The 16085-nt window shown below is 33.0% G+C and carries 12 protein-coding genes; 6 read left to right on the top strand and 6 right to left on the bottom strand.

What is annotated here, in order from left to right:
* Window positions 1–38: 38 nt before the first annotated feature.
* Both ACVC3Y_RS07500 and ACVC3Y_RS07495 read right to left on the bottom strand, forming a co-directional pair.
* Complete coding sequence (locus ACVC3Y_RS07500) at window positions 39–2774, bottom strand: T9SS type A sorting domain-containing protein (RefSeq protein ID WP_452226540.1); 2736 nt, start codon at window positions 2772–2774, stop codon at window positions 39–41.
* Window positions 2775–2895: 121 nt separating this feature from the next.
* Entirely contained in the window at window positions 2896–3228 is a 333-nt protein-coding gene (locus ACVC3Y_RS07495) for a single-stranded DNA-binding protein (RefSeq protein WP_452226539.1), read from the bottom strand.
* A gap of 170 nt (window positions 3229–3398) precedes the next feature.
* On the opposite strand from ACVC3Y_RS07495, the gene ACVC3Y_RS07490 reads away from it, so the two are divergent.
* Genes ACVC3Y_RS07490 through ACVC3Y_RS07475 form a run of 4 tightly spaced genes read left to right on the top strand, consistent with a single transcriptional unit; the run spans window position 3399 to window position 5350 of the window.
* Window positions 3399–3959, top strand: coding sequence for an HNH endonuclease (locus tag ACVC3Y_RS07490; RefSeq protein WP_303423173.1), 561 nt, complete (start codon window positions 3399–3401; stop codon window positions 3957–3959).
* 12 nt (window positions 3960–3971) lie between these two features.
* Entirely contained in the window at window positions 3972–4466 is a 495-nt protein-coding gene (locus tag ACVC3Y_RS07485; RefSeq protein ID WP_452226538.1) for a DUF6265 family protein, read from the top strand.
* A complete protein-coding gene (locus ACVC3Y_RS07480) occupies window positions 4467–4997 on the top strand; it encodes a GNAT family N-acetyltransferase (RefSeq protein WP_452226537.1) in 531 nt (176 codons plus the stop codon).
* Window positions 4998–4999: 2 nt separating this feature from the next.
* Window positions 5000–5350 carry a hypothetical protein gene (locus ACVC3Y_RS07475; RefSeq protein ID WP_452226536.1) on the top strand — a complete coding sequence of 117 codons (351 nt, stop codon included), beginning with the start codon at window positions 5000–5002 and terminating at the stop codon, window positions 5348–5350.
* A gap of 5 nt (window positions 5351–5355) precedes the next feature.
* Here the strand turns inward: ACVC3Y_RS07475 and ACVC3Y_RS07470 are convergent, their stop codons facing one another.
* Entirely contained in the window at window positions 5356–5820 is a 465-nt protein-coding gene (locus ACVC3Y_RS07470; protein ID WP_303423181.1) for a CBS domain-containing protein, read from the bottom strand.
* Window positions 5821–5930: 110 nt separating this feature from the next.
* On the opposite strand from ACVC3Y_RS07470, the gene ACVC3Y_RS07465 reads away from it, so the two are divergent.
* Both ACVC3Y_RS07465 and ACVC3Y_RS07460 read left to right on the top strand, forming a co-directional pair.
* Window positions 5931–8234, top strand: coding sequence for a M28 family peptidase (locus tag ACVC3Y_RS07465; RefSeq protein ID WP_452226535.1), 2304 nt, complete (start codon window positions 5931–5933; stop codon window positions 8232–8234).
* A 62-nt stretch (window positions 8235–8296) separates the two neighbouring features.
* Window positions 8297–8995, top strand: coding sequence for a hypothetical protein (locus ACVC3Y_RS07460; RefSeq protein ID WP_303423185.1), 699 nt, complete (start codon window positions 8297–8299; stop codon window positions 8993–8995).
* 56 nt (window positions 8996–9051) lie between these two features.
* On the opposite strand, the gene ACVC3Y_RS07455 is transcribed toward ACVC3Y_RS07460, so the two are convergent.
* From ACVC3Y_RS07455 to ACVC3Y_RS07445, 3 genes are all read right to left on the bottom strand, one after another.
* The gene (locus ACVC3Y_RS07455; RefSeq protein WP_452226534.1) at window positions 9052–11052 is read right to left on the bottom strand and encodes an OmpA family protein; all 2001 of its coding nucleotides are present in this window, start codon (window positions 11050–11052) and stop codon (window positions 9052–9054) included.
* On the bottom strand, window positions 11003–11947 hold the full coding sequence (locus tag ACVC3Y_RS07450) for a PorP/SprF family type IX secretion system membrane protein (RefSeq protein ID WP_303423189.1): 945 nt from the start codon (window positions 11945–11947) through the stop codon (window positions 11003–11005). The genes ACVC3Y_RS07455 and ACVC3Y_RS07450 overlap by 50 nt, the downstream gene beginning before the upstream one ends.
* Window positions 11948–11996: 49 nt before the next feature.
* Window positions 11997–16085, bottom strand: a 4089-nt coding sequence (locus ACVC3Y_RS07445; protein WP_452226533.1) for a T9SS type B sorting domain-containing protein, incomplete at its 5' end; no start/stop codon positions are given.

Genomic DNA, 16085 nt, shown 5'->3' with positions numbered 1-16085 from the left:
GCCGCTTTTATTTTTAACCTATAAAATCTTTTTTAAAATTATTCAATAATTAATTTCTTAATAATAGATTTATTTCCAGATTTAATTTTTACTAAATACAATCCCGATTGTACATGATCTAATGTTATTGTTTCATTAAAACTAGAAGTATTCATGAATTTTTTATCATAGACTACTCTTCCTCTAACATCATATACCGAAAGATTAATATCCTCGTCTAAAATAGTATTCATCTTAATATTAAAGGTTCCAGTATTTGGGTTAGGATAGATAACAAAACTATCTACATCTAATGTATCTGTTACAGACAACGTAGATTCTGAACAAACTTCTAAAGACCATGAAGCTAATTGACCACTATCTCCATTATAAATATCAACAATAGTTAGAGTCCAAGTACCATTAGGATCTTCACCATTAAAATCTGCCAAAGTTCCTGTTGGCTGATAGGTTCCACCTCCTGTTAATGGACAAGGTAGTGTTCCGCTACTTGCAGCATCATCAAAATGAATATCAAAATCCTCATCTGTACCACAAATACTACTAAATAAAGAAACTACCGTATTACTAGGACTCGTTAAAGTTACCTCTAAATCACCTAAATACGTATGTGTACCAATTAAATTTAAAACATTAACATCTGTTATTACATCGGCTCCAGAAATAGCTACCGTAGAAGTTGTAGTTCCCATTGTTCCTGTAATCGGAATGTCTAATGGAACATTCGTACTAGCTTTTGTAGCACAAGTAATTATTGGGCAAGCAGAACCTGATAAGGTAGTTATATAACCTGTTTTAATTTCCGTATCTGAACCAAAAGAATTTGTAGCTACTAATGTCACATTATATGTTCCAGGGGCAGCATAAGTCACTGTTGGATTTTCTGCTGTCGATGTTGCTGGAGTTCCACCTTCAAAAGTCCAAGCTAAAGACGTTGGTACTCCTGTAGACGTATCTGTGAAATTAACGGTATTATTGGTATCTAAACAAATGCTAATATTATCTGCTGTAAAGTCTGCAACTGGTGGAGCAGCTAAAGCAGGTAAAGTATAACCACAGTCTGTAAATTCGGTATGGATTGTAGTTAACTCACTTGCAGTATATCCCATATTAATAGCTGCTTGATATGCAGCGTTTGCAGCATCATCTTGGCTAGAAGATCCATTAGTCATCCCAAGACCTTCTAAAAATATTTTGTCTGTTTTTGCACGACCAATTATATCATATATTTTCATTAAACATGTAGACCATATTTGACCATCGGCATGAATCCCTCCTGTTAACCCTCCTGGGTAAGATGCACCATAATCTGTTGTTCTTCCATTCCAATATTCATTATGTCCATCCCAATTAAAAACATAATTATATGCAGCATCTGATGCACTCCAATTCCCTAAACTTCTATTATAAGATTGCGCCCAATAATCACCACTACCTTCACTAAGTCCATTAACTTGCGAAAGACCTCCGTTAGTTACCCAGTCATGAAGACCATGACCCAACTCATGATGTACCACATCAGAATCTTCAGCATCATCGACACCACCTTCACCAAAAGCAAGCTCTCCAGATCCACTAGAATAGTGTGAATTATCACTGCCACTTAAACCATGTGGATCTACACGCACTCCTGTAGTATATTGATATGGCAATAAATTAATATTTAATACAGTGTTTATATAACGCATAGAAGCATCTATATGATAATATACATTTACCGCTTCAAACGCATCATCCGCTCTTTGATAATTATAACTAGAACTAGCTTGTGAGAATAGCCCATTATAAGGTGACTCGCTATCCACAACTTCTGCATAAGGCCCTTTTAAATGATAATTTCCACCCGAAAATTCAATATCTAAAAGAGATACATTAAATGTTTGTGCTGTTAATGCAGTAGAATTTGCATCGCTACCATCTGTAATTCCGCCACTACCATAGGCTACCATTGCAGAAGATAATGGGTCTGGATCAAATACATTACCTGTACCTGTAGCAAATGGGTAGCTTATACTTTCCTCCTTACAGGTTTCATTATTATCTTTTTCTAAGTTTTTATTCCCGTTTCCATCATTACAATAAAATGAAATATCAAGTGCTTTAAAAATTTCTCCACTATTTGCATCTACAAAAACATCCCATTCTCCAATTATATCTTTAGAGATAAAATTAATTCTATACGCTAACCTAGAAGAGGTATCGTGATAAATAAACAGTGCATTGTTTGTATATTGAAAAGCACCATTAACTCCTAAATATCTATATGCAATATTTTGTGCCTGGCTTAAAGAAAGGGATGGATTAGTCCTATTCAGTTTCACATTATAATTAAATGCATTCATTACATAAGTAACCTCGTTTTTAGAGTTAATGTTTATTGTAATTTCAGAAGAATTAACTGGTAATCCATAAGCGTATTGCCTAAGTCTAACTGTTGTTCCAGAAACACTAGTTCGAACTGCGTGAAGTTTTAGTTGTTCTATTTGTTCTTTGTTAAGACCAAAGGTTTCCTTAAAGTTTAGTAAGTAGGCCTTCGCCATATTCTCTGGACTATTAGATTCTAATGCGTATGCAATTCCATAAATAGCAATGGGAAAACCAGTGTTTTTATCTACCCTTATATTGTCTTTAAATTCATAATCTTGCTCCAGTTTGGGCAAATCAATTTCAAAATTTTTCTTTAATGTGGGTTTTTGAGCCATCACATTGGTCGTTAGCAACAAAACTGCTAAAAACCAAAAATAGCAAGACTTTGGGTGTGCAATTGTTTTCATAAAGTTATGGATTAATTAATAGTTTTTAATACTACGTTTTTTTTAATCAATTAACAATTATTCACTTTAAACAATAAAAAAAAGCGACAAAAGTCACTTTTCTTTAAATAAATTAATAAAATTACTTCCCTAATAGTAATAACTCATTACAGACTACTTCAGTTGTGTAACGTTTGGTTCCTTCTTTGTCTTCCCATGATCTAGTGGTAAGCTTTCCTTCTATTGCCACTTCTTTTCCTTTAGTAACAAACTTTTCTACTATTTCTGCTGTTTTTCCCCAAGCCACAACATTATGCCATTGCGTATCTGTTACTTTTTCGCCTTGTGCGTTTTTATAGCTTTCATTGGTAGCTATTGAAAATTTGGCAAGCATTTTACCAGATTCTAAATTAATGATTTCTGGATCGTTTCCTAAGTTTCCAATTAACTGTACTTTGTTTCTTAACGTATTCATAAGATAAGGTTTTTATTATATTGAATTTCATTAGTTCCATTCAACACTGCAAAGATGAAACAACATACAAGTGCTATTCGGTTGTTACACATTTAAAATCGTTTGTAAATGCTTGTAGTCGTTTGTAAACGGAAAATTTCGTATATTTAAAACTCCTAAAAACAAATAATATGTTGACCAAATTATCTGGTGAACACTGGCAAACGATTTCAAAAGATACTTGGCGTACTAATGAGAAGTACCATATATCTTCACTTGGAAGGATTTATAGTGAAAAACACCAACAATTAAAATTAAACTTTAAATGTTCTGAAATTAATGGTTACGAAGCATTTTCAGCAATTAAAAAGAATAAAAAAACAAATTTAGTATACGTACATCGTATTATGGCTGAATTATTTATTGAAAACCCAGAAAACAAACCTTTTGTAATTCATAAGGATTTTAATAAGAAAAACAATGTGGTTTCTAATTTGGCCTGGGCAACTCGGCAAGAAGTGACAACTCATAATTTAAAAAATCCATTAGTTATTAAAAGCAAAATAAAACGAAAAGAAAACCATAAACATTTTAAACTTTCTGAAGGTAAAGTAAAAATGATTAAACGAAAATTATTCGACCCTAATCGTAAAACTAGAATGCGTTTAATAGCAAAACAATTTGGTATTTCTGAAATGCAGTTATACAGAATTAAATCTGGAGAAAATTGGGGGCACGTGACAGAATTTTAACTTCTTTAAACAATGAAACAGCTATATCTATTAGTACTTATATTAATATTTACTACTTGTAATGCGCAAGTTAACACGTTAAAATTTGAAGATGGAATGCAATCTCCAAAAGCAAATTTAAGTCAAATTTATTGGATGGAAGGACATTGGAAAGGGGAAGCTTTTGGGGGAATTGCTGAAGAAATTTGGAGTCCTCCACTTGGAGATTCGATGATGTTTTCTTTTAAACTAGTTATAGATAATCGTGTTGTTTTTTATGAATTTGGAGGAATAAGACAAGTTGAAAACACGCTAGTTTTACAATTCAAACATTTTGGAAATGATTTTAAAGGTTGGGAAGAAAAAGACGTAACCGTAGATGCTAAATTGATTAAAATAGAAAATAATCGCGCATACTTTGACCAATTCACTTTCGAAAAAGTAAATGATCAAGAAATAAATATTTATGTGGTTATTGAAGAAAAAGGAGAAACCGAAGAAGTGAAATTTAAGTACAAAAAACACTAAATGCAATTTCATATAGAAACAAAAAGACTTCTTTTAAGGGAACTTAGGCTAACAGATTTAGATGGTATGTTTGCTTTAGATTCGGACCCAGATGTACACAAATACTTAGGGAACAAACCTGTTAAAACAATAGATGAGTCTAAAAAAATACTAGAAAGTGTACTCGCTCAATATAAAGAAAGAGGTATTGGTAGGTTTGCAGTTATCGAAAAAGCTTCAGGAGATTTTGTTGGCTGGTCTGGTTTGCGTTTAAATACAGAATACAACATGAATGGCTTTACTAAATATTATGATGTTGGTTACAGACTTATTAAACAATATTGGGGAAAAGGCTATGCAACCGAATCTGGAAAAGCGGCTATAGATTATGCCTTTAAAGTTTTAAAACTTTCAGAAATTTATGCTACTACAGAAATAGGAAACCAAGCTTCGCACAACGCGCTTTTAAAAATTGGATTACACTATATAGAAGATTTTTATTTTGAACAAGAACAAATGAACTTACGATGGTATAAACTGGAAAACAAATAACTATGCAAAAAAAATGCCCAGAATGTGGCGATAAAATTGTTGGCAGAATAGATAAGAAATTTTGTAGTGATGCTTGCAGAAATGCATATAACAACAATGTAAATAAGGATAGTAAAAATTTAATTCGCAATACGAATAATAGACTTCGTAAAAATTATAGAATTTTAGAAGTGCTCAATCCAGAACAAAAAACAAAAACATCTAGAGCAAAACTGATAGAAAAAGGTTTCGATTTTAATTACTTTACAAGTATATACACCACAAAAGCAGGAACCATATATTACTTTGTGTACGATCAAGGTTATTTACCTTTAGAGGGCGATTATTATGCGTTAGTGAAACGAGAGAGTTAAAATAATTACTTCCAACTCTGTCCTTTTAATTGTAATGCTGCTTTTAGTATATCTTTTTGGCTAATTTGACCAATCAATTTTCCTTCTTCTACAATAGGGAAACGACGCCTTTTAGACTCTAAAAATTTATTAGCTGCATCAAACACATTCATGTTTCCATCAATGGTTTCTACATTTTTAGCCATTCGCTTTTCTACATTATCTTGTGCCATTGGCATGTTATAATATCTGCTATCACTTACTTGCTTTAAACAATCTCCTTCACTAATTATACCTACCAATTCGTTGTTTTCATTAACAACTGGCCCACCAGAAATTTTATTTGTAATTAGCGTTTCTATAACTTCTTCTACAGACTGTTCGGGTCTAAAAGTAATTAAACTTCTAGTCATATAATCACTTACCTTTAATTGCGTTTGGTCTACAACTTGTTGTTGTTTCCTAGCTCCTTGAAAACTTTTTATTCCCATAATAATAGCGTTTAGTAAACTTAAATATACTGATTATAAATGATTTATCCTAAACAGAAACGGCTAATTATTATTTCCTATTTTTATACAAAATAAGACACCTTTTAGATATGTTTAAAAAACTTCTTGCTTTACTCATTATATGTTTGGCTATATATTTTAGTTTCGATGCTTTATTACCAAACAATATTTCTACTATAGATGCTCCCGAGACATCGTTTTCTACCCAACGTGCTTTAATACCACTAAAAGAAATATCTAAAGAACCACATTTTCTAGGGAATAAAAACCATCAAAAAATTAGAAATTATATTGTAAACGAATTAGAAAAGCTAGGTTTAGAAACTCAAATTCAAGAAGACTATTCTATGAGTCAATGGGGTAACCTATCGAAACCTAAAAATATAGTAACTAGAATAAAAGGAAATGATAATAGTAAAGCTTTACTCCTACTTTCGCATTATGATAGCAATCCGCATTCCTCTCTTGGAGCAAGTGATGCAGGATCTGGAGTAGTGACAATTTTAGAAGGGATTCGTGCTTTTTTAGCAGAAAATAAAACACCAAAAAATGATATTATTATTCTAATTTCTGATGGTGAAGAACTTGGTTTAAATGGCGCTGATATTTTTGTAAATAAACATCCTTGGGCTAAAGATGTAGGACTTGTTTTAAATTTTGAAGCTCGTGGTTCTGGTGGACCAAGTTATATGCTTATTGAAACCAATCAAGGAAATGCCAACTTAATGAAAGAGTTTGTAAAAGCTAACCCCCAATACCCTGTGGCAAACTCTCTTGCATATAGTATTTATAAAATGTTGCCTAATGATACAGACTTAACTCGATTTAGAGCAGACAAAAATATTGATGGTTTCAATTTTGCTTTTATTGATGACCATTTTGATTATCACACCGCACTAGATACCTACGAACGTTTAGACAGAAACACACTTGAACACCAAGGCACTTACCTTATGCCTTTACTCCATCATTTTAGTAATGCAAATCTTAATAATGTAAAAAGCAACGAAGATTATATCTATTTTAATGTTCCTCTATTTAAGACGGTTATTTATCCTTTTTCATGGATTTGGCCTATGCTAGTTATTGCTGTTATTGTATTTATAGCTTTAGTTTTCTACGGATTTAAACAAAAAGCATTAAACCATAAAGATATCGTTAAAGGGTTTGTACCTTTTTTTACAAGTCTTGTGTTTGGCGGTATAATTACTTTTTTAGGTTGGGAATTCTTAAAATTTTTATATCCTAATTACCAAGAAATGCTTCATGGTTTCACTTATAATGGTCACACTTACATTGCTGCATTTACCTGCTTAACTGTAGCCATCTGCTTTTATAGTTATCATTTATTTAAAGCTTCAAAAAAACCTGTGAATTTATTAATTGCTCCATTATTTTTCTGGTTACTTATTTGTGTAATTGTAGCATTAAAACTAGAAGGAGCTAGCTTTTTTATTATTCCTGTATACTTTGGCTTATGTAGCTTATTTTTAATGATAAGACAGCAAAAGCCTAGTCTCACCCTTTTAGCTATTTTAGCTATTCCGGTATTGTTTATTATATCGCCTCTGGTAAAAATGTTTCCGGTTGGTTTAGGCTTGAAAATCTTGTTTGTTTCTTCCATATTTGTGGTCCTAATTTTTGGATTACTGGTTACTATATTCGGTTTTTTAAAACATAAAAAACGTTGGTCGTATTTGTTTTTATGCTTCGGAATTATATTTCTTATCCAAGCACATTTCAATTCTAAATTCACAAAAGAAACTCCTAAACCAAACAGTCTTTTATATGTTTTAGACACTAATGAAAATACTGCTGTTTGGGCAACGTATGATGATATGCTAGATACTTGGACAGAACATTATTTAACAGATAATCCAGATCCAGCTACTACTCTTTCAAAAAACACCATTGGTAGTAAATACAAATCCAGTTTTACATTTACCAAAAATGCTGCTGTAAAAAACATTACGAAACCAAAAATTGAAATTTCTAACGACACCATAATTAACGGCGAAAGACAAATTGCAATTTGCATAACATCGCAACGAAATGCTGCCCGTTTTGAGGTATTTTCAGATACTACAAATGTTTTTAATGCTTTTTTAATAAATGGTATATCGGCCCAAAAAGACAAAGTTTCGAATAAAGCTTTTCAAGAAAGAGAAAACAATCGATTGTTTAGTTATTACGTTGCAGACAATGAACCTTTAGATATGATTTTAAGCGTTCCTGTTTCGCAAAAAACAACATTCACAATCTATGAGGCTACTTATGATTTATTAACTAACCAAGCTCTTAATATTCTTCCAAGAGAAGAAAATATGATACCTAAACCATTTGTTCTAAATGATGCAGTCGTAACTAAAACAACTATTACGTTAAATAATTAGCATAGTTTTAAGAGTATAACTGTATAATTTATTTAGTTTTAGCCTCAGAAAAAACAAAACCAATGAAAAAATTACTTTTTATCGCATTTTTATCTGCAAGCTATTCTTTAAGTGCACAGAATAATTCCGAATTAAAAAAACACTACGAAGCATATTACGAACAAATGAAATTGCAAGGTGATGTGCAAGGTGTTATTAATGGTTTAACGCATTTAAACATAATAGATCCATCTACTGCTAGAAATGACACTTTAGCTTATATATACATGAGTGAAAACAAATACATGCAAGCTTTAAATACCATTGGTGTAGATTTTGTTCCTTCAGATTCGGATATGGCTTTAGAAGTAAAAGCTATTTCTTTAAAATCTATCAGCCAGCCAGAGCTTGCTATACAACATTTTAATGAAATGTTTAAACGTACTCCAAATGTAAATATAGCATACGAATTAGCAGAACTTAATTTATCTACTCAAAAATTTGCTGAAGCAAACAAGCATATAACCTATGGAATAACAAATGCTACTAGCGAAATGCAACATGCATATTATGAAACAAAAACACCTTACCAAGTTTCTTTAAAAGCTGCTTTTTTATATTTAAAAGCAATGCTAAAATTTAATGAAAATAAGGCTACAAATTTAGATGCTGCTGTTACTATTTTAGAGGAAGCTATTGCTTTAAATCCTAATTTCAATTTAGCATTAATAAGTAAAAATGCTTTACTAGCTCAAAAAACACAAAACGATAAGAAGAATTAATTTTAGTTATAAAAAAAAGGCAACTCATAGAGTTGCCTTTTTTTTGTTTTAAGTTTTTACTTTACAATAATAAACTCACTACGTCTATTTAATTGATGTTCTGACTCGCTACATGGAACACCATCTTTACATCTATTTCGTAATTGTGTTTCTCCATAACCTTGACCTGTTAATCTAGCCCTATTTATTCCTCCAACATTAACAAGATAATCTATTGTAGAAATCGCTCTCCTGTTAGATAAATCAATATTATACTCACTAGTATTACGACTATCTGTATGAGATCTTACGTCTATATTTACATTGGAATATACATTCATAAAATCAATAATTTTACGTAATTCTACTTCTGCATCTTGTCTAATAAAGTCTTTATCTAAATCAAAATAGATAATATTAATTCCTAATAAAGGAGCAATATCTGTTCCTAAAGGTAAAGGAGGCGTATACTCTTCTTTTTTCAAGAACAAAGTACGTTCTACAAGACCTGTTTTATTTGGAGTATTAAATACTTTTTCAGCAGGACTATAAGTTTCTTTTTGTGCTCTAATAGAATACGATGTAGAACAATCTAAAGTGAATTTAAAACTACCGTCTGCTCTAGATGTCATTTCATCAATAACTTCATTTTTGTCATTTAACAACGTTACTTCTGCATATGCTAAAGGAGCATCTGTTACTTTATTTAATACAACACCTTCAATTGCCTGTTGGCATTTAGTAATTAACGGTTGTATACTTTTAAAAGAATAAATATCATCATCTCCTTTTCCTCCATCTCTATTAGAAGCAAAATAACCAGAACCTGTTCTACTATTGATAATGAATGTAAAGTCATCAAATGGTCCATTAACGGGTTTACCAAGATTAAAAACATCTCCAAAAGAATCTGTACTGATTTCTGAAACAAAAACATCTAATCCACCTAATCCAACATGTCCATCGGAAGCAAAATATAATTTATTGTCTTTACTAACAAAAGGAAATGTTTCTCTTCCTTCGGTATTAATACCATCTCCTAAACTGGTAATAGTACCAAAACCTGTTTCTAAGATTGGAACTTGATATAAATCAGAAAGTCCTTTCGTTCCTGGCATATCACTAGCAAAATAAAGTGTTTTTTCATCCACACTTAAAGCTGGATGAGCAGTAGAGTATTCATCACTATTAAAAGGCAATTCTTTTACAGTCCATTCATTAGATTCTTCTGTACGTTTTGCGCTATAAAGTTTTAAGCGATTAACCCCTTCTTTATCGTTTTTATAATCTTTATCTGTAAAGTTATTTCTAGTAAAATACATCGTTAAACCATCTTTGGTATATACCGCTGTAGATTCGTGATAAATCGTATTAATCTCGTTACTTAATTTAGTAATACCGTTTTCATTATTTAAAGAATATAAATCTAAAAATGGTTGTTCATTCCAATCATGGACCATTTTTGTAACTCCTCTATTATTTCTATTAGAAGCAAAAGTAACATTACCGATATTAAATGCAGGAGCAAAATCTGAAAGTTTAGAGTTAAAATCCACTTTAATTAATTCAAATCGACCAGATTGTAATTCTATTTCTTCTAAATAATTTCTTTCATTAACAAATAAATTTGCTCTATAATCTTCTCCTTTTGCTTCATAAAAAGCTTCCATTACTTTATCTGAAGCAACATACTGTTCTAAACTTTTAAGAGATAAAGCGTATCTATGAATATATTCTGGATCTAAATCATCTGTAGATTCAAAAACTTGTGCATACCATTTAACAGCATTTATATAATCTGCATTAAAGTAATAAGAGTCTCCTAATTTTTTAAGTAGTTCTAGCGATTGAAAACCATCACTATTTGCTTTTAGATAATTGTTTCTTGCATCAACATAAGCAAATTCTTCATAATCTTTATTGGCTTTTTTAATCACTTTTTCTTGGGCAAACAATATGCTTGAAGAAAAAAACAAAGTAAGAATTAATATATTATATACGTTTTTCATAATAGTACTAGTTAATTTATTAGAAGAATCTTGGAGATACCATGGAGTCTTTTCTTTTAAACAATTCATATCTTAAAAACACCTCATAAGAGCCATCATTATATTGCTGTATTTCTGTTGTTTCTCTATCATAAGCAAAACCAAGCATTAACCTGTCTGATATCTGAAAACCTACCATAGCACTTAAAGCAGCACTCCATCTGTAAGCTGCTCCTACTGTAAATTTATCCATTATTAAAAAATTAGCTGATAAATCTACTTGTAATGGAGCTCCATCAACTAACTTAACCAAACCGGAAGGTTTAAACTTTAAGTCTTCATTAATATCAAAAACATAACCTGTCATCAAATAAAAATTAACACGTTCTTTTGCTGTTGAAAATGAATTTGTATTTGCTGAATTTTCATCAAAATGTTTTGTTTCTAACATGTTAGGTACACTTAACCCTAAATAAAATTTATCTGTATAATAGTAAGCTCCTATACCAAACTGAGGTGAGAATTTATTATCTATATTAATTTCGGCTTCCGAATCTCCAGTATTAAATGCACCCGTATTTAACCTATTCGTATCAATAGTTAAAAAATGCCCTCCAGCTTTTAAACCAAGAGCTAGTTTAGAATTATTTGAAAAATCTAAAGTGTAACTAAAATCTATATCTATATAGGTTTCATTTGTAATAAAAATTTGATCATTAGTAATATTAACACCTAATCCCATTTTTTTACCAATTGGTGAATGCACAGAACCTGTAAAAGATTCTGGTGCTCCATCTAAACCAACCCATTGCGTTCTGTATAAGCCCACAAAACTAAGTACGTCTCTTGATCCTGCATAAGCTGGATTAATACTTAGAGTATTATACATATACTGCGTGTACTGTGCATCTTGTTGAGCGTACGTTTTATTAAAACCTACTCCAAATACTATTAGGGTAAAAATAACAATGCAATAATTTTTCATTTGATAATTGTATTTAACCTAGCGAACGAAAATTCGCTAGGTGTTTTTTTTATTTTCTATTGATATATAATGGACCTGCTTTCTTAACAGTCTTTCCTTGGTTGTTAACATAAGTAAGTACATAATAATAAGTACCTACAGGAAGTTTATCTCCTTTACTTATAGTTACTCTACCATCTGAAACTCCTCTAAAGAAATTATCTCCTTGACCATAACCTTCGGTTTCATAAACTTTAACTCCCCAACGGTTATAAATTTCTAATGTATTATTAGGGAAATTTTCAATTCCACTAATAACAAATACATCATTTAATCCATTTTCATTTGGAGTCATTATATCAAAGATGTTAATACCGTCTTCTGCGTCTGGATCCCCATTATTACATTCTGCATAATCTGGAATTCCATTAGCATTATTATCAGCTAATTCCGAACCATTAGCAAATCCATCACCATCACCATCACAGTCACAATCTGCTAATAACCAGTTTTCACTTACAGTTGTAATATCTTGACTATTGAAATCAAAATCACAAGCGTCTGTAGGATCTGTTCCATCTATAACTTCATCGCCATTAGTAACACCATCTCCATCACAGTCTGTAGAATTCCATACATCAGAAGGTATTAGAGTCTGACTAGTAAAAATATAATCACAGTTATCAAAAGGATTAGAACCATCTAATACTTCATCACCGTTGGTTACACCATCACCATCACAATCTGTAGAATTCCATCTTGGAGAAGGTTGCAGTGTTTGACTAGATATTACTAAACTACATTGATCTAATGGATTAGTTCCGTCTAATACTTCATCTCCATTAGTAACACCATCTCCATCACAATCGTCATTATTCCATTCACTTGAAGGAGTTTCCGTTTGACTATCTAAAATAAAGTCACAAGAATCATTAGGATTAGTTCCATCTTCCACTTCAAGAATATTAATAACACCATCTCCATCACAATCTAATTCATCCCAATTCATTGTAATTATTGTAATATCTTGACTACTTGGATCAAAATCACAAGGATCTAATGGATCTGTATTATCCAATATTTCTTGTCCATTTATTACACCATCTCCATCACAATCAATAGCATTCCACTCAACTGTTGGTTCTGTTGTTTGGTTTCCGCTAATGAAATCACAAGAATCCAATGGATCTGTACCATCTGTTACTTCTGTACCATTTGTTACACCATCGCCATCACAATCTGCATCCATCCACATTCCAGTTGTTCCAGATGTTTGACTGCTTACAATAAAGTCACATGGATCTGTTGGATCGGTTCCATCTAATACTTCGGTACCATTTGTTACGCCGTCTCCATCACAATCAGCATCTAACCAAGCTACACTAGGTGTAGTATCTTGATTAACAGCAATTAAATCACATGTATCTAATGGATCTGTACCGTCAATAACTTCCATTCCGTTTGTAACACCATCTCCATCACAATCAAGTGTTTCCCATTCTGGTGTTTGTGGTACTGTTGTATTTTCTAGCATAAATTCACATGGATCTAGAGGGTTAGTTCCATCAATAACTTCATCGCCATTAGTTACACCATCTCCATCACAATCAGCATTAATCCAAGTTGTGGTTGGTGTTGTATCCTGGCTCGTTACAATGAAATCACAAGGGTCTAAAACATCTGTATTATCTACTACTTCCGTTCCGTTTGTAACACCATCACCGTCACAATCAAGAGCATTCCATTCTGAAGTAACTATTGTTATGTCTTGACTTAAAATATTAAAATCACAAGGGTCTAATAAATCTGTATCATCTAATACTTCCATTCCATTAGTTACACCATCACCATCACAATCTAAAGCTTCCCATTCTGGAGTAACAATAGTTATATCTTGACTGTTTAGTAAATAATTACATGGATCAAGAGGATCTGTTCCATCATTAATTTCCGTTCCATTTGAAACTCCATCACCATCACAATCAGCGCCTAACCAAGCTGTGCTAGTAGTACTGATATCCTGAATAGAGGCATCATAATCACATGGATCTGTTGAGTCGGTATCATTTGGCCCTAAGATACCATCACCATCAGGGTCTACCTCGTTTCCATTGATTACGCCATCACCATCACAATCCGCTGTATACCAATCGCTAGTTGTATCGAGTAAATCGACCATAGTAATATCTGCGTCCACACAAGGATCTAATGGGTCTGTATCTGTTCCATTAGGATTACCATCGCTATCACAATCTTCTAATAACCAATCTCCTGTTTGGGTTTCAGTTACATCTTCTGCGTTGTAATCGCATGGATCATTGATATCAGTTCCATTTGGTCCTGCTATACCATCCATATCTGGATCTATTTCTGTTCCATTGATTACTCCGTCTCCATCACAATCAGCTGTATACCAATCTGAAGTATTAACAGATAAATCTACGTTGGCTAAATTTCCTCCTACACATGGATCATATGGTTCAGTATCTAATCCATTTATTTGTCCATCACCATCACAATCTGCTGCTGCCCATACCTCATAGTTTGGATCACTTGGTTGTGGGTTTGTAGTAATGTCCATATCTCCTGCGCATGGATCGAATGGATCTGTATCAGTTCCATTTGGTTCCCCATCGCCATCACAATCTGCATCTTCCCATTCTGAAGTAACAGTAGAAATATCTTGACTAGATTCTAAATAACTACATGTATCTAAAGGATCTGTTCCATCATTAATTTCTGTACCATTTGAAACACCATCGCCATCACAATCTATTCCTAACCAAGCAGTACTTGTATTATTAATATCCTGAATAGAACCATCATAATCACATGGATCATTAGGGTCTGTATCATTAGGTCCAACAATACCATCACCGTCAGGGTCCACCTCTGTACCATTGATTACGCCATCTCCATCACAATCCGCGGTGTACCAATCTGATGTTGTATCATTAAGATCGATCATAGTAATATCTGCATCAACACATGGATCTAAAGGATTAGAATCTGTTCCATTTGGATTTCCATCTCCATCACAATCTGCTGTTAACCAATCTCCACTTGGAGTTACTGTAACATCCGATACGTTATAATCACATGGATCAGTTGGGTCTGTTCCATCAGGTCCTGCGGTACCATCCATATCTGGATCTACTTCTGTTCCGTTGATTACTCCGTCTCCATCACAATCAGCTGTATACCAATCTGAAGTATTATCAGATAAATCTACGTTTGCTAAATTTCCTCCTACACATGGATCATATGGTTCAGTATCTAATCCATTTATTTGTCCATCACCATCACAATCTGCTGCTGCCCATACATCATAGTTTGGATCTGCAGGATCTGGAATAGTTACGATATCTGTATCGCCTGCACATGGATCAAATGGATCTGTATCTGTACTATTTGGTTCTCCATCACCATCACAATCTGCTAATGACCAGTCTCCACCTTGTGGTAAACTAACATCCTCTTCATTGTATTCACAAGGATCGTTTGGATCTGTTCCATCAGGACCAGCTGTACCATCCATATCAGGATCTACTTCCGTTCCGTTTGGTACACCATCGCCATCACAATCTGCATTATACCAGTCTGTATTATTGTCTGATAAATCAACATTAGCTAATTCTCCTCCTACACATGGATCATATGGTTCTGGATCGTCTCCATTAGTTTCACCATCACCATCACAATCTGCTGCTGCCCATACATCATAGTTCTCATCGCCTGGCATTGGATTGTTTACGATATCTGTATCGCCTGCACATGGATCAAATGGATCTGTGTCTGTACTGTTTGGTTCTCCATCACCATCACAATCTGCTAATGACCAATCTCCACCTTGTGGTAAACTAACATCGTCTTCATTGTATTCACAAGGATCGTTTGGATCTGTTCCATCAGGACCAGCTGTACCGTCCATATCAGGATCTACTTCCGTTCCGTTTGGTACTCCGTCGCCATCACAATCTGCATTATACCAGTCTGTATTATTGTCTGATAAATCAACATTAGCTAATTCTCCTCCTACACATGGATCATATGGTGCTGGATCGTCTCCATTAGTTTCACCATCGCCATCACAATCTGCTGCTGCCCAAACAGAATAGTTTGGATCTGCAGGATCTGGAATAGTTACGATATCTGTATC

It is taken from the genome of Lacinutrix cladophorae (assembly GCF_053604645.1).
This window is presented reverse-complemented; position numbering and strand designations above follow the sequence as displayed.